The sequence below is a fragment of the Bradyrhizobium sp. HKCCYLRH3059 genome, from assembly GCF_051168035.1.
In the GTDB taxonomy this organism is placed as follows: domain Bacteria; phylum Pseudomonadota; class Alphaproteobacteria; order Rhizobiales; family Xanthobacteraceae; genus Bradyrhizobium.
On the sequence record NZ_JBNPUF010000008.1, the window covers coordinates 257,517 to 275,570 of the forward strand.

At 63.3% G+C, this 18,054-nt stretch carries 21 protein-coding genes; 6 read left to right on the forward strand and 15 right to left on the reverse strand.

What is annotated here, in order from left to right:
• Positions 1-3 precede the first annotated feature (3 nt).
• Positions 4-1,269, forward strand: a complete 1,266-nt coding sequence (locus tag ACQR13_RS25285; RefSeq protein ID WP_434863350.1) for a (Fe-S)-binding protein — start codon at positions 4-6, stop codon at positions 1,267-1,269.
• A 151-nt stretch (positions 1,270-1,420) separates the two neighbouring features.
• Here the strand turns inward: ACQR13_RS25285 and ACQR13_RS25290 are convergent, their stop codons facing one another.
• The 13 genes from ACQR13_RS25290 to ACQR13_RS25350 form a co-directional block, all read right to left on the reverse strand.
• Complete coding sequence (locus ACQR13_RS25290; protein ID WP_315715462.1) at positions 1,421-1,648, reverse strand: sulfurtransferase TusA family protein; 228 nt, start codon at positions 1,646-1,648, stop codon at positions 1,421-1,423.
• A gap of 41 nt (positions 1,649-1,689) precedes the next feature.
• Complete coding sequence (dsrE2, locus tag ACQR13_RS25295) at positions 1,690-2,184, reverse strand: sulfur carrier protein DsrE2 (RefSeq protein ID WP_315715461.1); 495 nt, start codon at positions 2,182-2,184, stop codon at positions 1,690-1,692.
• 42 nt (positions 2,185-2,226) lie between these two features.
• On the reverse strand, positions 2,227-3,234 hold the full coding sequence (locus tag ACQR13_RS25300) for a YeiH family protein (RefSeq protein ID WP_316164816.1): 1,008 nt from the start codon (positions 3,232-3,234) through the stop codon (positions 2,227-2,229).
• A 45-nt stretch (positions 3,235-3,279) separates the two neighbouring features.
• Complete coding sequence (locus ACQR13_RS25305; RefSeq protein WP_315715458.1) at positions 3,280-3,720, reverse strand: glycine cleavage system protein H; 441 nt, start codon at positions 3,718-3,720, stop codon at positions 3,280-3,282.
• 15 nt (positions 3,721-3,735) lie between these two features.
• Positions 3,736-4,173, reverse strand: coding sequence for a hypothetical protein (locus tag ACQR13_RS25310; RefSeq protein WP_434863351.1), 438 nt, complete (start codon positions 4,171-4,173; stop codon positions 3,736-3,738).
• 35 nt (positions 4,174-4,208) lie between these two features.
• Positions 4,209-5,132: a CoB--CoM heterodisulfide reductase iron-sulfur subunit B family protein gene (locus ACQR13_RS25315; protein ID WP_315715456.1), complete on the reverse strand. Its 924-nt coding sequence runs from the start codon at positions 5,130-5,132 to the stop codon at positions 4,209-4,211.
• Complete coding sequence (locus ACQR13_RS25320; protein WP_315752118.1) at positions 5,132-5,878, reverse strand: 4Fe-4S dicluster domain-containing protein; 747 nt, start codon at positions 5,876-5,878, stop codon at positions 5,132-5,134. The genes ACQR13_RS25315 and ACQR13_RS25320 overlap by 1 nt, the downstream gene beginning before the upstream one ends.
• Before the next feature lie 10 nt (positions 5,879-5,888).
• Positions 5,889-6,764 (reverse strand): hypothetical protein, encoded by an 876-nt coding sequence (locus ACQR13_RS25325; RefSeq protein ID WP_315752119.1) that lies wholly within the window; start codon positions 6,762-6,764, stop codon positions 5,889-5,891.
• Positions 6,761-7,813 (reverse strand): FAD-dependent oxidoreductase, encoded by a 1,053-nt coding sequence (locus ACQR13_RS25330; RefSeq protein WP_434863352.1) that lies wholly within the window; start codon positions 7,811-7,813, stop codon positions 6,761-6,763. Before ACQR13_RS25330 ends, ACQR13_RS25325 begins: the two co-directional genes overlap by 4 nt.
• Complete coding sequence (locus tag ACQR13_RS25335; protein WP_315752121.1) at positions 7,810-9,183, reverse strand: heterodisulfide reductase-related iron-sulfur binding cluster; 1,374 nt, start codon at positions 9,181-9,183, stop codon at positions 7,810-7,812. Before ACQR13_RS25335 ends, ACQR13_RS25330 begins: the two co-directional genes overlap by 4 nt.
• A gap of 62 nt (positions 9,184-9,245) precedes the next feature.
• Complete coding sequence (locus ACQR13_RS25340; RefSeq protein ID WP_315752122.1) at positions 9,246-9,971, reverse strand: 4Fe-4S dicluster domain-containing protein; 726 nt, start codon at positions 9,969-9,971, stop codon at positions 9,246-9,248.
• A 31-nt stretch (positions 9,972-10,002) separates the two neighbouring features.
• On the reverse strand, positions 10,003-10,383 hold the full coding sequence (locus tag ACQR13_RS25345; RefSeq protein ID WP_315752123.1) for a DsrE/DsrF/DrsH-like family protein: 381 nt from the start codon (positions 10,381-10,383) through the stop codon (positions 10,003-10,005).
• Between the two features lie 259 nt (positions 10,384-10,642).
• Positions 10,643-11,344, reverse strand: a complete 702-nt coding sequence (locus ACQR13_RS25350) for a hypothetical protein (RefSeq protein WP_316172180.1) — start codon at positions 11,342-11,344, stop codon at positions 10,643-10,645.
• Between the two features lie 98 nt (positions 11,345-11,442).
• On the opposite strand from ACQR13_RS25350, the gene ACQR13_RS25355 reads away from it, so the two are divergent.
• Genes ACQR13_RS25355 through ACQR13_RS25370 form a run of 4 tightly spaced genes read left to right on the forward strand, consistent with a single transcriptional unit; the run spans position 11,443 to position 16,717 of the window.
• Complete coding sequence (locus tag ACQR13_RS25355) at positions 11,443-12,474, forward strand: radical SAM protein (protein WP_316164206.1); 1,032 nt, start codon at positions 11,443-11,445, stop codon at positions 12,472-12,474.
• Positions 12,475-12,482: 8 nt separating this feature from the next.
• Positions 12,483-13,550: a geranylgeranyl reductase family protein gene (locus ACQR13_RS25360; protein WP_434863353.1), complete on the forward strand. Its 1,068-nt coding sequence runs from the start codon at positions 12,483-12,485 to the stop codon at positions 13,548-13,550.
• A 55-nt stretch (positions 13,551-13,605) separates the two neighbouring features.
• Entirely contained in the window at positions 13,606-14,829 is a 1,224-nt protein-coding gene (locus ACQR13_RS25365) for a radical SAM protein (protein WP_434863354.1), read from the forward strand.
• Positions 14,830-14,845: 16 nt separating this feature from the next.
• Positions 14,846-16,717 (forward strand): alpha/beta fold hydrolase, encoded by a 1,872-nt coding sequence (locus tag ACQR13_RS25370; RefSeq protein ID WP_434863355.1) that lies wholly within the window; start codon positions 14,846-14,848, stop codon positions 16,715-16,717.
• A gap of 40 nt (positions 16,718-16,757) precedes the next feature.
• Here the strand turns inward: ACQR13_RS25370 and ACQR13_RS25375 are convergent, their stop codons facing one another.
• Positions 16,758-17,081: an ArsR/SmtB family transcription factor gene (locus ACQR13_RS25375; RefSeq protein ID WP_315715794.1), complete on the reverse strand. Its 324-nt coding sequence runs from the start codon at positions 17,079-17,081 to the stop codon at positions 16,758-16,760.
• Positions 17,082-17,296: 215 nt separating this feature from the next.
• Positions 17,297-17,527 carry a hypothetical protein gene (locus ACQR13_RS25380; RefSeq protein ID WP_434863383.1) on the reverse strand — a complete coding sequence of 77 codons (231 nt, stop codon included), beginning with the start codon at positions 17,525-17,527 and terminating at the stop codon, positions 17,297-17,299.
• On the opposite strand from ACQR13_RS25380, the gene ACQR13_RS25385 reads away from it, so the two are divergent.
• Positions 17,512-18,051: a class I SAM-dependent methyltransferase gene (locus ACQR13_RS25385; protein ID WP_434863356.1), complete on the forward strand. Its 540-nt coding sequence runs from the start codon at positions 17,512-17,514 to the stop codon at positions 18,049-18,051. The genes ACQR13_RS25380 and ACQR13_RS25385 overlap by 16 nt on opposite strands.
• The last annotated feature ends 3 nt before the right edge of the window (positions 18,052-18,054 follow it).

The window sequence follows — 18,054 nt, forward strand, 5'->3', positions numbered from 1 at the left end:
GCGATGGGCGGCGAAATCGACGTCGAAGCAGCCAGCAGAACGTTCCTGGCGCGAACCGAGGGACATCTGGTCAGCTATCTCGAGGCCTGCGTCCATTGCGGGAACTGTGCCGAAGCCTGCCACTTCTATCAGGCCTCCGGAGATCCGCGGCACACGCCCGCCTACAAGCTGTTTCCGATTGCCAAGGCCTATCGCCGGCAGAAATTCCCGCTCTCGCTCTTCGCCCCCCGCGTCACGGAAGAGGACCTCAGGGAATGGGAGGAACTGCTGTTCGATACCTGCACCATGTGCGGTCGCTGCACCACGATCTGTCCGATGGGGATCGACATCGCTTCCATCGTGGGCGGCGCACGGCAGGCCTTCGTCAAGGCGGGACTTGGACCGAAAGACCTTCTGCAGGCCGCCGACAATTCGCGCGATCATGGAAGCCCGCTGGGCGTGACGGCCGAAAAGCTGCGCGATCGTATCGAATGGCTCGAAGATGAGCACGACGTGCCCATCGCGCTCGACAAGGACAAGGCCGACATTCTGCTGACGCTCTCGTCCGTCGAGACGATGAAATACCCCGATTCCGTGGTGGCCATGGCCAAGCTGCTCAACCACGCGGGCGTTGACTGGACGCTGAGCACGAAGGGCTATGAAGCCACGAATTTTGGCTATCTGGCCGGCAAGGCGGACGTCGCCAGGATCATGGTTCAGCGGATCACCGAGGCCGCCGAGGCGGTGGGAGCCAAGACGGTGGTGATTCCGGAGTGCGGCCACGCGTTCGGTGCGCTGCGCTGGTCGGGCGCCAACATTCTCGGCCGCCCCCTGCCCTTCGCAGTCGTGCACATTTCGGAATTCATGGCGCAACTCAAGCGGGACGGCAGGCTGAGGCTGAAGCCGATCGAGGAGTCGATCACCTATCACGATCCCTGTCAGATCTCCCGTCGTGGCGGCGCGACCGAAGATGCGCGATTCCTCCTGCAGGATTTCGCGAAGGACTTCCGCGAGATGACCCCGACCGGAAATCTCAACTGGTGCTGCGGTGGCGGGGGCGGCGTGCAGGCGATCGCGCGCGCTGCCGATCTTCGCCACAAGGTATTCAAGATCAAAATGGATCAGGTCGAGAAGACCGGTGCAAAGACGATGGTCTCGGCATGCTCGAACTGCCGGCTGACCATGGACGAGAGCAAGGCCCACTGGAAGTGGGAAGGCGGGCTCGCGAGCCTTGTGGAGATCATTGCGGACCATCTGATCGAGGACGCCCCAGCGAAGACGCAAGGGTGACGTTTCACAGTCGTACGCCTTGCAGCGTGGGCAAACGGCGGCGAAACGCCGGCGGCGGAGCGCGCAGACTGCACCGGTCCCCCTCCGTTGGTTGCGGTTCCGCTCTCGGTCAAACCGAAAGGCACTCCGGCGTGGCAGAGATTGCGTAGCGTCAGGACGTTCGCCTGATCAGGAATTCGAACTGCTTGCCTTCCGACTTGGATTCCAAGAGATCATTTCCGGTCGTGCGACAAAACGCCTCGAAGTCCTTCACAGCGCCGGGATCGGTGGCGAGCACTTGAAGCGTCCCACCGATCGGCACGTCCTTGAGTGCCTTCTTCGCGCGCAAGATCGGCAGCGGGCAGTTCAGTCCCTTGGCATCGAGAACCTGGTCAGCCATCCTGTCTCTCCGTAATTTCTGGTGCTGGCTTCGTGATACATTCAAATGAACAGGTTGATGTCGCTCTTGGTCGCCGTCTCGATGTAGGTCGCAGCGCCGCCGAGCACCGGCCCCTCGATCATGTCGTCCTTAGTGTACTCGAATAGATCCATGGTCATCTGGCAGGCGATCATCTTGACTTCGGCTTCGATGGCCATTGTGCGCAACTCCTCTATCGATGCGACCCCCTTTTTCTTGATCAGGTTCTTCATCATTGTCGTCGCCGCCGCGTCGACGCCGGGGATGGCCGATACGAGATTCGGCATGCCGATGTGCATTCCAAACATCGGCATCTCCATGGCCGGATTGCCGAGCGTCGAAATCTTCAGGTCGAGATTCTTCTTGAGCAGCGTCAAGCCGTAGAAGGTGAAGAACATGGTCACTTCGAGGCCCATGGCCGCCGCTGTCGTGGCCAGGATAAAGGGCGGATAGGCCCAATCCAGCGTGCCCTTGGTGACAATCATCGACATGCGCTTGGTATTGTTATCATCGGCCATTGCATCTCTCCGTTTGGTCTCTCGCAGGCGCAACCGCGCGCATCATTGGATTCCTGCTTTCCAACGCACGACCATCAGCACGAGGACTGCGAGGAACAACGTCTCGGCGACGATCAGCGCGATCGCCCGGCCGCCGACATCGGCCATCGCCTTGAGCGACGTCTTCATCCCGAGCGCTGCGATCGCCGTCACCAGGCACCACCTTGAAACGTCCTTGATGAGGGCAAGCAGGAATGCGGGAATGACGCCGGCGCTGTTGAGCATCACCAGAACGGCGAACACCACCAGGAACCCCGGCAATTGTCGCCCGGCCTTACCGACGTGATGGGCGCGGAACACGTAGGACAGCATCACCACGACAGGCAGCAGCATGGCAACCCGGAGCAGCTTGGTGAAGGTCGCGACGTTTCCGGTCTCCTCCGACACGCTGAAGCCGGCGCCAACCACTTGCGCAACGTCGTGAATGGTGCCGCCAAGAAACATGCCGACTGCAGCGTGATCGAGATGGAATCCTGCGATCACCAGCGGATAGACGATCATCGCGATCGTGCTGAGCGCGGTCACGCCGATCACGGTAAAGACCGTGTCGCGTTCGTGCTGCTCCCCCTTGGGCAACACCGACGAGATCGCGAGCGCCGCCGACGCTCCGCAAATCGCCACAGCCCCGGAGGTGAGGATTCCGAACCGCCGGCTCAAACCCATGGCACGGGAGGCCAGCGCGCCGAACAGGATGGTCAGGATCACCGCGCCGACGACCGTGATCACGGGCGTCGGACCAAGCTTCATGATCTCGGCAATCGTGATCTGCGCCCCGAGCAGGCCGACGGCGACGCGCAGGATGCGCTTCGAGGCGAGTTCGATGCCGGCGACGCAGCGCCCCTCCTGCGACAGGAAATAGAAGGCCATCCCAAGCAGCAAGGCGAACAGCATGACCGGCCCGCCATAGTGCTCGGACAGGAAGGTTGCCGCGATCGCGATGATCAAGCTGGCCAGCACGCCCGGGAAATAGGTCGGCAGCGACATGAAGGCCGCGAGGCCGCGACTTATCATCGATGTCCTGATTGCGACGGTCTCAGTCACGGCCTATCCACTTCCTTACGCGCAGCCAGCGAAATTCTCGGCAGCCATCTTCGCTTCATAAGGGGCGGCGGCCGCCGTGCCCGGCACGAGGCCGGCCTTGGCAGCAGCCCAGTCCTTCGGGCGCACCTTGACCATCCATCCCTCGCCATATGGGTCGGTGTTGGCGAGCTTGGGCGCTGCGCTCATTGCATCGTTGACCTCGACGATCTCCGCATTGAAGGCGACCTTTGCCGGGCCGACCCACTTGCCGGATTCGATCGTGGCGCAGGACTTGCCCGCATCGACCGACCGGCCGGCCTTCTTTGGTGTGAAGGCGACAAGCTGACCGGCCATGGCCGCTGCCACAGCGGTCATCCCGAGCGTCACGGTGCCGTCGGCGTTCTCGCGATACCAGATGTTGTTTTCGACGTCGTAGAGGAGGTCGTCGGGAAGGTTGCAGCCGCGGACGATGGGCATCGTCTTCTCCTTGTCTCAAACAGTTTCGTTGGTCTGCATCGATGCATCGAGTTGACGTAGCGGCCGGGACGCGCAGCAGAAGTCGCCGAGCCCGGCCACCTCCAGCTTGCCTCCGATGAACAGCAAAAGGTGCCGCGCGACCATGGCGCCCAGCCGCAGCCGCCGGGCGACCTCCGCGTGGCCTGGCTCGAGGCGCACCAGATTATAGTGATAGACGAGCTCGCGGCATGTTTCGCGGCAGGCGTTGAAGCTTGCATCGCCGCGCGCACCCTGCCGATGCAGCGCCAGCAGGCGAAACGTCTCGACCTTGCGATCGGTCGCGATCTCGCCGTGCGCAGCGAGCCATGTTTCGAGAATCGTTTCGCCGAGCTGCAGCAACTCCTCGGCAAGTGGCGCGGCGGCCGCCGAGAGTGCAGCATCGGACGCGGCCAACATGCCGTCGAGCCGCATCACGACGTTGTCGAGGCTCGTGATACCGATATCCGCCATCAGCCGAGCCCCCGCGCACGCAACAGACCGGTCGAATCCGAGAAGTTCTCCTGCACGCCGACCCTGCGCGCCGACAGCCCGAGCGCCATGCCGAGGAGCTGGGTGAAGTACAGGATCTTGACGCTCGTCTTGCGGCCGAAGACCTTTTCGGCGCGCACCTGATGCATTTCGAGCCCGGTGTGGCAGGTCGGGCATTCGGTGGCGATCACGTCCGCGCCGCAGGCCTCGGCCGTCGTGAGCAGGTTGAGAACGAGCTTGGTCGAGGTGTCACTGTCGGACAACGTGTGAGCGCCGCCACAGCATGCCGTCTTGAGGGGGTACTCGACATTTTCGGCCCCCGCCGCGGCCAGCAGGTCGTCCATGAAATGGGGCTTGGAGGTCGATTCCGAGCCGGGCCCCTTGTCCTTTTCAGGAAAGATGTGACGCGGCCGCGTGTACATGCAACCATAGTAGTTGGCGACCTTCAAGCCGTTGAGCGAGTTCTTCACGCGTGCCTTGAGGCCTTGTTCGCCGACCGATTCCTTGATCCAGTCGAGCGCGTGAATGGTCGTGACCTTGCCCGCTTCGTAGGTCGCGTGGCCGGCCTTGCGCGACAGTCGGTCCGTCACCTCGCGCGACGCGGGATCCTTGGCGAGGTCGTATTCGGCCTTCTTGAGATTGTGATAGCAGCCATTGCACGGCGCCATCACGGTATCGAACCCCATCGCATCGGCGATCGAGAGGTTGCGGGCCGACAGATAGGTCTGCAGCTTGGGATCGATGTTCTTGACCTCCATGGCCCCGCAGCAGTTCCAGTTCTTGAGCTCGACCAGGTCGAGGCCGAGTGCCTTGCCGACCTCCTTGGTCGAGCGGTTGTAGGCGTGCCCGGTGCCTTCGAGCGCGCAGCCCGGATAGTAGGCGACCTGCTTGTGTTTGTCGCTCATCACTCAGCTCCCTGAACGTCCAGCCGAAGCGCCTTGCGGGCAGCTGCTTCGCACTCACGGACATACTCGTCGATCGCGAGGCTGGCGCCCCGCCATCCGCGCGTGCGGGGACGGATCACGCTGGCAAGTCCCAACTTCACCAGGAGGCCGACCGGCAATCGGCTGGCGAGACTGCGTATCAGTTCGACAAGCCAGCCCTGCGACAGGGACTGCCCGGTCCGCGCGAAGAACCGGCGCAACACGCGGCCTTCCTCGATCTTGCCGGTGGCGAAGACCTGCTCGGAGAAGACCTCATCGAACGCGGTGGACGGCTTCTTCTCCGTATAGCCCTTCAGCTCCAGCCAATGTGCCGTGGCCTTCATCACGCCTTCGGGACTGACGTCGCGCGGACAGGCATAGGTGCACTTGTTGCAGGAGACGCACTGCCAGATGATGTCCTTGTCACGCAGCAGCTCGCTTTCGAAGCCCATGCGGATCAGGTAGATCCAATAGCGCGGGTTGAAGTCGGGATTCACGGCGTTGATCGTGCAGGCGTTGGTGCATGAGCCGCATTGCCAGCAGCGGTGGATGAACTCGCCCCCCGGGAGCGCCGCGATCTCCTCCTGCATCTGCTCGTTGTAGTCGGTGATGGCGCGCGAGGTGATGAACGTGCTCCAGTGCCCGGAGACATCGACGCCATCGATTTCCAGGTGCTCATGCGTGACGAGATTCTCGGGCCGGATCAGCGATTTTTCGTGAATCGGCATGGATGTTCCCTCATTCGCTCAGCAGGCGAGGCTGCCCGAGCACATAGGCCCTGCCATCGATCAGCTTCAGGCGGGTGCGCCCCGACTCGGTATCGACCGCATCGAGTCCCAGGAGACGCCGAGTATGCGCCATCGCGTCTGCTTTGAAGCCGCCGCAGAAGTCCGCGTGCAGGAACTGGCCGCCCTTGTCGTTGATATAGTTTGCATAGGTGTGGGCGCAGAGCAGATCGACGTAGAAGGCCAGATCGCGGAAGACACCGTTCGCCTGCAGGAATCCTTCGAGCTCCTCGCGTAGCATCGTGAAAGTGGCGAGGCCGTCGCCGACGGCGATCGTACCGGCCTCGGCATCCTCGTCGTACCATATCTCGCGCAACACGCCGGTATTGACCCTGGCGTCCCACATCCAGCGCGTCATCAGCGGATAGCGGTCGGGCGCGGTGAAATGAAGGAGCTCGGCGGCAAGATCGCGCGACCAGCGGTGCTCGCGATCGGCTGGAAAGCTCGTGACGAACGCGGCGACGCGCTGGTCGGTGGTGCCGAGATCGGACCATCCGCACAGCAGGACCTCGAGCCTGCTGCGCATCGCCGCGAATCCGTTGCGGCCGAGCCACGCACCCACACGCCGGCGCACCGGCGTGATGAACGTGGCGAGGTCGCAGAATTCGGCCTCCGTCAGCTCGCTGACCCGCCCCTTGCCCAGCACCTCCTCGAACAGCGAGGCCTTGAGCGCGAGCGCTCCGACATAACGCTCGACGCCACCGGCGTCGTCGGCGGATTCCACGAGGTTCTCGAACGCCCGCCGCAGCCTGGGGCCGGACAGATCAAGCACCGGCCGCGTCGGCTCGGCCACCGCCTTGCCTCTATGGCTGGTGATCGGCCACATCACTCGGCCGCTTCCATCATGGCGCCGCGGACCAGGGTCAGCGCGGCCATCGCTGCCGACTGGCCCTGTGCGATGGAATCGTCGATGGTCTCGGGCCCGGTCGCCGCGCCGGCGACGAAGACGCCGGGCCGCGAGGTCGCCGATGTGTTGGAATAGACCGATGCCTTCTGGATATGGCCGTGCTTCTGCAGTTTGACGTCGAACACCGCCGACAACGTCATGTTGTCAACATTGGGATCCATGCCGATGGCGTGCACCACCATGTCGAACGGAATCGAGATCGGCCGCTTCACCAGCGTGTCCTCGCCCTTCACGATCAGCCGCCTGCCGTCCGATGTCACTTCGGCGATCCGCGCCTTGATGTATTTGACCCGATGCTTCTCCTGGCTTTCCCAGTAGTAGAGATCTTCGTAGAGGCCGAAGGTGCGGATATCCATGTAGTAGATATACACGTTGCACCGTGGCACCGCCTCGCGGATCTCCATGGCAATGTTGGCGGAGACCGTGCAGCAGATCTTCGAGCACCACTCGCGACCGATCTGGCGGTCGCGCGAGCCGACGCATAGCAGGATCGCGACCCGCTCCGGCTCGCGTCCGTCGGACGGACGGCGCACGCCCCTGCCGGAGGAGAGCATCTGCTCGACCTGGGTCGTCGTGACCACATCAGGGTAGGTACCGAAACCCCATTCCGGCTTGTTGACGGAATCGAAATGCGTGAAGCCGGTGCACAGGATCGCCGCCCCCGCCTCCAGCACCGTGCCATCCGACAGCGTCACGCGAAAGTCGCCTGGGCTGCCCGAGAAGCCCTTCACCGTGACGCGCCTTCGGATCTCGATACGGCTGTCGGTTTCGACCCGGCGCACCATGCCACCGATGGCGTCCTTGGCCCATTCGCCGGACGGCACCAGCTTGGCATAGCCCGACTGGATCGGCGCGCCGCCGAGCTGCTCCGCCTTCTCGACGAGAACGACGCGCTGGCCGGCCGCGGCCAGCGCATGTGCGGCGGAAAGCCCCGACGGCCCACCGCCAACGATGAGAACGGGACAGGTCATGATGCGGCTCCTGACAAGGTCGCCGTCGGCTTGACATAGCCTGGGCCCGACGTAATCGCGCGTTTGGGGTCGTAGAGCGTCTCGATGCGGCCGGCCTTCACTTCATCGAGGTAGGCCTCGAATTCGGCTTTGGCTTTCTGCCAGTCGATGCCGAGCTTCTCGAGCATCCCCTCGAACGGCGAGGCGTGCCAATGAAGCTGCGCGAGCTTGTATGGATGCGCACCGAGGGCGAGCGCCGCGAACTGGCAATCGGCCATGACTGGCAGCGCGTAGACCTTGTCGACGGCTTTGCCGATCCACTGGTTCTTGTCGAGCGTGGTGATGCAACCCGTATCGTGGCCGATCATGACGTCCGCCCGCGCCTCCTCGACCGCGACCCTGATCTTGCGGTCGATGGCGAAGGAGCGGGTGAACTCACGCTCGCCAATGATATGACGAAAACCGAAGCCGCAGCAGTCGTACCAAGTGGAGTAGTCGATCACCTGTGCACCCAGCGCCTGCATCAGGCCGGTCGATACCGCGACGCGATTGCCATCCATGACGGTGTCGTCATAGATCACGTCTTCCGGAACCATCTTGTAGACGTGACAAGCCGGATGAACGGTGGCGCGAAGGCTGCTCACGTCTATGACCTGCCGCTCCCGGATGCGGTGACGCATGACGTGCAGCCATTCGGAATAGTGCACGATCTCCTCGGGGATCAGCAGCTTGCCGTCGACCAGGCGGCCCAGCTTGCCGAGAATCTTCTTCACCTGCTCGCGCAGTTCAGCCGAATGCATCAAGAAGATGCGCATCTCCTTGTAATTGCCGAACGACGTGCCACAGTGGACCAGCGGGAAGTAGGTTCCGACCGGCAGCCCCTGCGCCTTGGCCGACATGTATGCCTGGTGGAAGTTGCGCAGGAAGACGGCGGCCAGACTGACGACATTGCCGACCCCGGAGCCGTGATAATTCCAGGCGGTGCAAGAGGTTTGATCGGTCTCGTCGAGATAGCGCACGCCGAGCTGGTTCATCAGCCACATCACGCTCGACGGATAGCCGGGGATATTGCCGCACTGTCCGCAGGACTTGTGCTGCCAGAGGTTGGTGGTGGGAATGCGCTTGTCCCAGCCGTACAGCGTGCGCGCCACCACCGGCTCGTGGCGCTCGTCGATCCGATGGACGACGATTTCGCCGTCCTTCTCCAACTCCCACATCGCGTCGCGGATGTCGTGGACACGCTCCTTGTTGGTCAGCATCGAGCGACGGTCGATCCGGGTTTCCACCCAGGCCGTCGCTGTCTGCGCCTCGCCCGGCGTCAGATTGGAAGGGCGCCACTCCGCGCCAAAGCCGGCGTAAGCCGACTGACTGTCACTGCGCTTTTCGTCCATCGTTTCCTCCGTCGTCCACCGCAGCGATTGATCTCGCCGTCTGTTGTGGTCATCTCAGCGGCCTATTCTTCCTGATGCTCTTCTAGCCACTCGTTGTACTCCTCGCGCTTCTCATCCATCACGTCACTGACGACATCGAACAAATTCTCGTCGATCGTCTCGAGCTGATCGAGCACGCCGGTCGCCTCCCAAATGGTGTAGAGTTCGACGGACGTCTTCAGGTTGACCTCCCAGGCCGTGTCCATGGTGTGCATGGTCGGGACCGGAATGGCCTTGCGCAGGATATTGAGCGGGGCGTCGACCTTGGCGACGTTCGGGCCCCAGTCGGGAAACGCATCGCGCGTGATCATGTTCGGCGCGAGCTGGTTTCCCGTGGAAATGACCTTCAGAAGCACCCGCGAGAACGGTCGCAGTACATCCTTCGCCGACTGCATGCCGTGCTTGATCGCGACCTCACGCATGATCATGACGAGCCCGCCCGGCGAATTTTCGAACGGACAGCGGGCCGCACAGGTGTAGCACTGCGCGCAGGACCAGATCTTCTCCTGCATCGCGTCGTAGATGCCTTCGAGATTTTCGGTCCACAGCAGCTGGACGATCTCGCGGGGTGAATAATCGTAGTAGTGCGCCGAGGGACAGGTCGCGGTGCAGATGCCGCAATTGAGACAGCCATGCAGCTCATGATCGTAGAGGACGTGCGAGCGAATGTCGTCGAACACCTCTTCCAGCTTCTCGTAGGGAACGACCGGCGCCTCGGAGACCGGGTCGCCGATAGAGGTCAGCTCCATTGAAGCTCCGCTCGTCATCTGGCGGCTCTCCTCAGTAGGTCAGCACCTTGGCATTATCGTTTTCCATCACCTCTTCGATGACCTTTGCACCCCCGACGATACCCTCGCATTCAGGGATCAGGTCCTGCTCGGTCATGTCGAACAGATCGAGGTTCGGAGAGCAGCAATAGAACTTCACTCCCGCTCCGTGCGCGTCCTTGATGAAGTCATAGACGGTTTTCGGAGACCCGGGCTTGACCACGAGCTTCTCTGCCACGCCCTTTTTCATGAGCTGCCCCGACGTCGCGGTACAGACGACCTCCACCTCGTAGTCCATCGCCGCGGCAACGGTGGCCTGGAAGAACGGCGCGCCCAGTTCCTCGCCGTTGCGAGGATCGGTATTGACCATGATGATGATGAGCTTTTTGGCCATTCTTACGATGTCCTCCCGATCATCTGCTATTGAGCGTGCGCAACGCACATCGACACACGAGCGTGCACAATAAGTTTATCTTGAGGCGCATCACCTTGGAGTTGATGAAGATCAACATGCCCAAGAACCGAAGTCCTGGGTGAACAACAAGCTCACATCGAATTCATCCAATCCGTCGGACGAACGCACAAAACATATTCCATTTTTTGAATGACATCTATAGGCTGAAGAAAATAATTCGTTGCTCGGGAGAACGGTCCTACGGGAGCGGCCGCATCAAATGCGTCGACTCGATCAAACCAATCATCAGCGGTCCGAGCGCCGTAGCGATCTCGCGCTGCACCACGCGCAGGTCGGCGAGCGTTTCCGCCGTGCGATCAGGACATTCTTCGGATTCCATGATCAGATCCTCGATCATGGCCGACTTGATTCCGGGATGGCCGAGGAACCCGAAGCAGTTATCACGAAGCTGAAACACCGCCGGCTCCCCCGCAGCGTCGATCGCGAGAACACGGGCATCGGCCGGCAGCACCGGGCGATCGCGCATGTAGATCGCGACGGGAAAGGATTGCGGCAGATGACCGCCGAGCGCCGCGGGATCGACCCGTCGGGCCGTCTCCACAACGAAGCGGAGCGGAGCTTCCTGAGTGCCGCCGCCGCACGCGGTTGCAACTATGCAGCTGCCAGCTCCGATGCCGATGACGGGCAGGTCGCGCGCCAGGAAATCCTGTACCAACCGCAACTCGGGCCCAAGGCTCGGAAGCAGGTTGCCGCTGACGACTCCGAGCGGTCCGGCGCCAAGAACAACGAGGCCGTCAAAATCCCCGGCCGTCGCAGGTATCGATCCTCCGGCCGTAAACGGCCGGCAATAGCGAAAGCCGACGTTGCGGCCTTCGAACTGGTCTTCCATCAAGCCGAGATAGTCCGCCTCAAAATGCTGCAAGACGCAGAGTGTCTTCATGGCGAACCGCGACAACTGATGAGGCATCAATGACGGCCGAAGCCGACGGCGGACCTACAATATATATGTTTTTTCGCATATGAAAAGCGAGGAACGCAATGGCGTGGTATGAGAAGCTGCAGGAGATCGAACCGCTCGACGACCTGCGTTTTGATCATGGGCTCGTCGATGCACTCGAGGCGGCAGCCCGTGAGCGCGCACTCGGACCGATGCGGTTCTACACGCCGACGTTCCGCGCCTATGCCAGCGAGGAACTCAAGGGCTGCGGCAAGGCGAGTTTTCCCGCCTTTTCCATCACCGGCGGCGCCTGTGCGCTGAATTGCGATCACTGTCAGGCGAAGATCCTCGAACCGATGATCGCGGCAACGACACCGGACGAACTCGACCGCAAGGTGCGCGATCTCATTCTGCTCAAGGATCTGCGCGGGTTCCTGCTCTCAGGCGGATCCAACCGGCGCAACGAGGTTCCGTACGATCGCTTCTATCCGACCATCGAAAGGCTCAAGCGCGACTTTCCCCATCTGCGCATCGCCGTCCATTCCGCGTTGCTCGACGAACGGCGCGCCAGATCCATGGAGGCCGCCGGGGTCGACGTCGCGATGCTCGACGTGATCGGCTCGGAGCAGACGATCCGCGAAGTCTATCACCTCGACCGTCCTGTCGCGGATTTCGAGGCGACGCTCGCCGCGCTCTCAGGCACCAAGATGCAGGTCGTGCCACACATCGTCATCGGTCTGCACTATGGCCGGCTACTCGGCGAAGCAACCGCGCTGGACATCGTTTCGCGCCACCCGGTTGCCGCCTTGATCCTGGTGGTGGTGACCCCGATCTATGCGCCGCCGGATCGGCCCTTCGCCACGATATCCACCGACGACGTGGCGAAGGTGCTGGTCGCCGCGCGGCAACGGATCAATCACGCGCCGGTTCAACTTGGCTGTATCCGCCCCGCGGGCCGCCATAAGCTGATGACCGACGCATACGCCGTCATGGCGGGATTTGACGGTATCGCCTATCCCGCGGACGGCATCGTAGCTCTCGCCCGCGCCATCGGCCGGCCGGTCGAGCAGGAGCATGCCTGCTGCTCGATCGCGCTTGACGGCCTCGCCGGACGGCGGGCTTGCGCAGCCTGAGGTGCACGATGAACGCCGAGGCAGCGGATATCGTCGTCGTCGGACTAGGACCGGCCGGGAGCCGTGCGGCTGCGATTGCCGCGAAAGCCGGCTACCGCGTCGTCGCCGTCGATCGCCGGCTCGAGGCGGGTCGCCCGGTCCAATGTGCCGAGTTCGTGCCCGCCATGATCGAGCGGGACATTCCGAACATCACGGCCGTCGCCGAACAGAAGATCACGCGCATGCTGACCTTCACCGAAGCGACGGATTGCGAGGAAACGCCGGACTTCCGCGGCTGGATGATCGATCGCGCCGCCTTCGATCGAATGCTCGCTGATGAGGCGGCGAATGCGGGAACCGCGTGCCGATACGGCACCTCCGTGGTTGCCATCGATATCGACGGCACAGTTCATACGTCCGATGGTCTTGCCCTGAAACCGCGCGTCCTCATCGGCTGCGACGGCCCTCGCTCGCGGGTCGGCGCGGCCATCGGCCAGACCAATCGCGCGCTTGTCGATACGAGGCAACTGACCGCGCCGCTGATCGTGCCGCACGATGCCACGGATATCTTCCTGAGCGCCGACTACCGCGGCGGCTATGGCTGGCTGTTTCCCAAGGGCGCCGTGGCCAATATCGGCGTCGGCATCATGATAGAGGACCGGCGGCGACTGAAACCGATGCTCGCCGCGCTCTTCGCCTCGCTGTCGGCATCGCGCCGCATCGGAACGCGCCCGTTCGCGTTGACGGGCGGGGCGATACCCGTGGGCGGCAGGGTGGGTTCGACAGGCCGGCTCGGCGCAACCCAGGTGTTGCTGGCCGGCGATGCGGCAGGCCTGACCAACCCCGTGACCGGCGCCGGCATCGCCTCCGCCGTGCAATCGGGGGCACTCGCCGGGCACGCCGCGGCAGACATGCTGTCCGGCCGCAGCGGCGCCCTCGATGACTATGACGAAGAGCTCGGCGACATTTTCGATGCAGCCTTGAGCCGGGCATTGCTGCGACGACGGCAAGTGCTGGCGCACTATGGCGACGGCCGCCGCCCCGACGCGACTGCGCTCGCCGAGGGGTGGATCGGTTCGCCGAACTATTGGGCGTGAAGATGCAGGACCAGGGGAGGACGTCATGAGCTGTCTCGAAGGACCGACGCATCCGGTGCCGGATTTCCTCACCGGGGAGACGCGCACCTTCAACGCGGCCGAAGCCATGCAGCCGCGCGCGCCCGGCGCCGTGCCGGCGGAAGCGCGCAACGGCGGGCGCGTGAGAGCGCAGGATGTGCGGCCGGTCGGCACGTACCTGCCGAACGACAATGTTCTGACGCCGAACATGCGGTCGCCCGAGTACGTGCAAATGTCGACGGCAGCGGCGATCACCCTCGGCGTCATGAACGGCTACATGCATCGCACCAGTTGCACCCGTTGCCTGAACCTGCTGCTGACCTATCCGGAAGGTTGTCGCGCCAACTGCGCCTATTGCGGGCTTGCGCGCCATCGCGAAGCGGAGCGCAACTATGCCGACCGCAACTTCATTCGGGTCGACTGGCCTGCGGTGCCCTACGACCAGGTGATTGACATCGTCGCGTCGGGCGGCGACGGCGGGCGCTTCCATCGCATGTGCATCAGCATGATCACGCATCCGCGGTCGGACCAGGACACCCGCATCGTCCTGCGGAAATGGGTTGAACGCATCAGGCACGTACCCGTGTCCATCCTGTCCAATCCGACGACGATGACCCGACTGGATGTGCAGGAGCTCAAGGATCTCGGCGCCGAGATATTTACGGTCGCGCTCGATGCAGCCAACCCGGTCATCTTTGACCGCACCCGCGGCCACGGGGTTCAATCGCCGCATAGCTGGGACAAATATTGGGAGATCCTGCTCGCCGCCGCCGAGATATTTGGCCCGGAACGTTTCGGCGCCCATCTCATCGTCGGGATGGGCGAGAGCGACCACGACGTTCTCTCGCAGGTGCAGAGAATTCGCGACCTCGGCGGCCACAGCCACCTGTTCGCGTTCTTTCCCGAACAGGGCTCGTTGATGGATCATCTCCCGCCGGCGCCGCGCCCGCAATGGCGACGCATCCAGCTCGCCCGCTATCTCATCGACTATCGAAGCCATTCCCTGCAGCGCATGCGTTTCGACGAGCGCGGTCAGCTCGTCGATTTCGGTCTGCCGCAGGACGAAGTCGACGCGATCATCGACGCGGGCGTGGCCTTCCGCACGTCCGGCTGCCCGGGCAAGGAGGCCGCCGATGTGTCCGCCTGCGACCGCCCCTATGGCGACTCGCCGCCGCGCGACATTGCTTCCTACCCTTTCAAGCTCGATCGCCGCGACATTCGCCACGTGCGCAGCCAACTCCGGCGCGGACTACCCAAATAACCGGGAGGAAGATGCGATGGCCAGCAGCGACAAGTCATTTCGGGTCATCGACACCGGGATTCGCGGCGGACGCGCCAATATCGCCTTCGACCAGGCGCTCATCGACGCTCATAAGGCACGGCAGATTCCCGATACCATCCGCTTCCTGCGGTTTCGTCCGTCGGCGCTGGTCGGATTCCACCAGATCCTGAGCCATGAGGTCCGGCTCGACTATTGCCGGAGCAAGGGAATCGAGATCGGCCGGCGGATCACGGGAGGCGGAGGTCTTTATCTCGACGAGGGTCAGATCGGATGGGAGCTCGTGTTCGGCCGCTCCAGCCTCGGCGCCATGGATCTCACCGAAACGACGCGCCGGATCTGCGAAAGCGTCGCACTCGGGCTCAACAAGCTCGGCGTCCCCGCGCGCTACCGCCCGCGCAACGACATCGACGTCGACGGCCGCAAGATCAGCGGCACCGGCGGCTTCTTTGACGGCGATACGCTGTTCTACCAGGGAACACTGCTGATCGACTTCGACCCCGAGCAGATGATCGCTGCGCTCAAAGTGCCGGTGGAAAAGCTCGCCAAGCGCGACCTCGCCTCGGCCCACCAGCGCGTCGTCAGCATGCGCGAGATCCTCGGCGACAAGCTCCCTGATCTGGCCACCATCCAGCGAGGCTTGCTCGACGGCCTGGCGGAAGGCCTCGGCATTGTTCCGCAATGGGGCCAGGCGTCGATGCACGAAGAAGAGCTCGCCGACCAGTTGTATCGCGACGAGATCGGCCGCGACGACTTCGTCGAGATGGTCGACGCTCCCGAGGTGGACGGCTCGCTGGTCAGTGCCACTCTGACGCGGCGCGGCGGCAGCCTGCGCGCCGATATCCGCCTCGAGGGGCCAGACCGCAGGCGAATTCGCGAAGCCCTGATCACGGGCGATTTCTTCGTTACACCGCCACGCGTCATCTTTGATCTCGAGGCGGCGCTGCGCGGCGCCGAACTGGCCGATGCCGGATCCCTCGTTGAGGACTTCTTCTCGCGCACGTCGGCCGACTTCGTCAATCTCGGCCCGTCGGACATTCGCGACGTGGTCGTCGCGGCGGCGCGGCAGCTGAGCTTCGTTGCGGCCGGCCGGAGGCTTCGCGGCCATTGGCTCGTGGCGACGCGACCGGAACGTCCGCCGATCGTCCTGCTGCATGACGCCTTGGGCTGCGCCCGGCTCTGGCGCGATTTTCCCGAGCGGCTTGCGGCCGCGACCGGCTGCTCCGTCCTGGTGTTCGACCGCTGGGGCTCGGGTGACTCGGAGCCGCTCGAGCCGCCCCATTCGCGGCAATATCTGCTCGCCGAGGCTCTGGATGCCCTGCCCGAAGTGCTACGGACGACCGGAGCGCGGCGCCCGATCCTGGTCGGACACTCCGACGGTGCTGCGATCGCGTTGACGTTTGCCGGCGCGTTTCCCGATGAGGTCAGCGGGGTCGTCGCGATCGCCCCTCACCTCTTCCGCGAACAGCGGACGGTTGACGGCATCGCAGCCCAGATCAGGGACTTCGAGCACGGCGACCTGAGGGCGCGGCTCGCACGGTATCATGGCAGCAGAACCGATCATCTTTTTGGCCGGCTGGTCGATGCTTGGACTGGGGAAGAAGCGCGCGACTGGGGGATCAAGCCCTACGTTGGACGGGTTCGCGCCCCGGTGCTGGCTGTTCAGGGCAGCGAAGACGAGTTCTTCACGCATATTCAGCTTGAGACGCTCCGCGCCCTCGTGCCAGCCCGGATCGAGACCTGCGTGCTGGAAGGCTGTGGACATGCGCCCCACCAACAGGCGACCTCCGCGGTGATAGCCGCGGCAGCCGGGTTCATCGATCGAGTGACCGCAGGAAACACAGTCGCCGCCGTCCCCGGCTCCGCCTGACGGACGATCTCCGCGGGCAGCGAGACTCCATCAGCACCACTTAGCAGAAAGCGCGATAGAGAGCGGACATGACCTCGATCACTTCCGGCCGCGAGACCGAATAATACACGTTCCTGCCGTCCCGGCGCACCTTGACGAGATCGTCCGCGCGCAGCCGGGCAAGTTGCTGCGACACCGTCGGCTGGCGGAGCTGCAGCGAATCCTCAATGCTGCTGACGGACTTCTCTCCGTCAAGCAGCAGACACAGAATGGCAAGCCGCGCTTCGTGCGACAGCGCCTTGAGGAATTCGCTTGCCTTGTGAGCCTTCTCGAGCAACGCGTCAGGCTCGAGCGAAGACCTGCTGCGTGCGCGCTTGGTTGCCATATTCGTCCGCATATTCCTCAATCGACCAATTCGGTCCGTTACATCGGCGGCCACGGCGCCATGCCGCAAGGCCGCCCCGTGTTGCTATCACTTTGGCGAGACGATAACAAACAGGCGGTCGAGCCTGTCCCAGCGCGGTTCGTGCGAGACGGTATCGAGCCGCCGGAGCGATCGTCCCCTGCTCACGCGCCTGCCGCGTCTGACGGGCTGATGAACTACGATCCGGCTTCCAGTTCACCTAACTTGCGATCAAGGGTTCGCAGGCTGATACCGAGGAGCTCGCAAGCTCCTTGCGGCTGCCAGCAAACACGCTTGTCATCTTCAAAGTGGGACCGCCGATGGTCACGAACGTACCGCCAGACACCGGCGCCGGCCGCTGGAACCGACGATTCGAAGGCGATGATTTCGTTTTCGGAACCGAACCCAATCAATGGCTGCGCCGCCATGTCGGCACGTTCCCGTACCGCAGTCGCATTCTCTGCGTCGCCGACGGAGAAGGCCGCAGCAGCGTCTGGCTCGCCCGGCAGGGATTCAGGTCGACGCCTTCGACATCTCGGAGGTGGGTCTGGCGAAAGCGAGCAAACTTGCCGCGTCAGCCGGAGTCAGCGTGAACTACCAGCTTGCCGATTGCGACGGCTTCGCGTGGCCAAGTGCGGCGTATGACGGCATCGCAGCGATTTTTGTGCAGTTCGCCGCCCCAGATTTGAGGAAACGGCTGTTCGCGCGCATGATCGCAAGCCTGAAGCCGGGCGGGACGCTGATCCTGCAGGGCTATACGCCCAAGCAGTTGGAGTACAAGACGGGCGGCCCTTCCGCCCTCTCGCACCTCTATACGGAAACCATGCTCCGAGAGGCGTTCCGTGAGTTGGAGATCATCGAACTGCGCGAATACGAGACGGAGCTCAGCGAAGGCAGCGGCCATCACGGCCGCTCTGCGCTGATCGGAATGGTCGCGCACCGGCCTTCCTGATCG

Excerpts from the sequence above, each read along its gene's own strand:
- ACQR13_RS25285 (WP_434863350.1), top strand. The coding sequence starts at position 4 with ATGGGCGGCGAAATCGACGTCGAAGCAGCCAGCAGAACGTTCCTGGCG.
- ACQR13_RS25290 (WP_315715462.1), bottom strand. The coding sequence starts at position 1,648 with ATGGCTGACCAGGTTCTCGATGCCAAGGGACTGAACTGCCCGCTGCCG.
- dsrE2 (WP_315715461.1), bottom strand. The coding sequence starts at position 2,184 with ATGGCCGATGATAACAATACCAAGCGCATGTCGATGATTGTCACCAAG.
- ACQR13_RS25300 (WP_316164816.1), bottom strand. The coding sequence starts at position 3,234 with ATGATAAGTCGCGGCCTCGCGGCCTTCATGTCGCTGCCGACCTATTTC.
- ACQR13_RS25305 (WP_315715458.1), bottom strand. The coding sequence starts at position 3,720 with ATGCCCATCGTCCGCGGCTGCAACCTTCCCGACGACCTCCTCTACGAC.
- ACQR13_RS25315 (WP_315715456.1), bottom strand. The coding sequence starts at position 5,132 with ATGAGCGACAAACACAAGCAGGTCGCCTACTATCCGGGCTGCGCGCTC.
- ACQR13_RS25320 (WP_315752118.1), bottom strand. The coding sequence starts at position 5,878 with ATGCCGATTCACGAAAAATCGCTGATCCGGCCCGAGAATCTCGTCACG.
- ACQR13_RS25330 (WP_434863352.1), bottom strand. The coding sequence starts at position 7,813 with ATGACCTGTCCCGTTCTCATCGTTGGCGGTGGGCCGTCGGGGCTTTCC.
- ACQR13_RS25335 (WP_315752121.1), bottom strand. The coding sequence starts at position 9,183 with ATGGACGAAAAGCGCAGTGACAGTCAGTCGGCTTACGCCGGCTTTGGC.
- ACQR13_RS25340 (WP_315752122.1), bottom strand. The coding sequence starts at position 9,971 with ATGGAGCTGACCTCTATCGGCGACCCGGTCTCCGAGGCGCCGGTCGTT.
- ACQR13_RS25345 (WP_315752123.1), bottom strand. The coding sequence starts at position 10,383 with ATGGCCAAAAAGCTCATCATCATCATGGTCAATACCGATCCTCGCAAC.
- ACQR13_RS25350 (WP_316172180.1), bottom strand. The coding sequence starts at position 11,344 with ATGAAGACACTCTGCGTCTTGCAGCATTTTGAGGCGGACTATCTCGGC.
- ACQR13_RS25355 (WP_316164206.1), top strand. The coding sequence starts at position 11,443 with ATGGCGTGGTATGAGAAGCTGCAGGAGATCGAACCGCTCGACGACCTG.
- ACQR13_RS25360 (WP_434863353.1), top strand. The coding sequence starts at position 12,483 with ATGAACGCCGAGGCAGCGGATATCGTCGTCGTCGGACTAGGACCGGCC.
- ACQR13_RS25370 (WP_434863355.1), top strand. The coding sequence starts at position 14,846 with ATGGCCAGCAGCGACAAGTCATTTCGGGTCATCGACACCGGGATTCGC.
- ACQR13_RS25375 (WP_315715794.1), bottom strand. The coding sequence starts at position 17,081 with ATGGCAACCAAGCGCGCACGCAGCAGGTCTTCGCTCGAGCCTGACGCG.
- ACQR13_RS25385 (WP_434863356.1), top strand. The coding sequence starts at position 17,512 with ATGGCTGCGCCGCCATGTCGGCACGTTCCCGTACCGCAGTCGCATTCT.
- ACQR13_RS25380 (WP_434863383.1), bottom strand. The coding sequence starts at position 17,527 with ATGGCGGCGCAGCCATTGATTGGGTTCGGTTCCGAAAACGAAATCATC.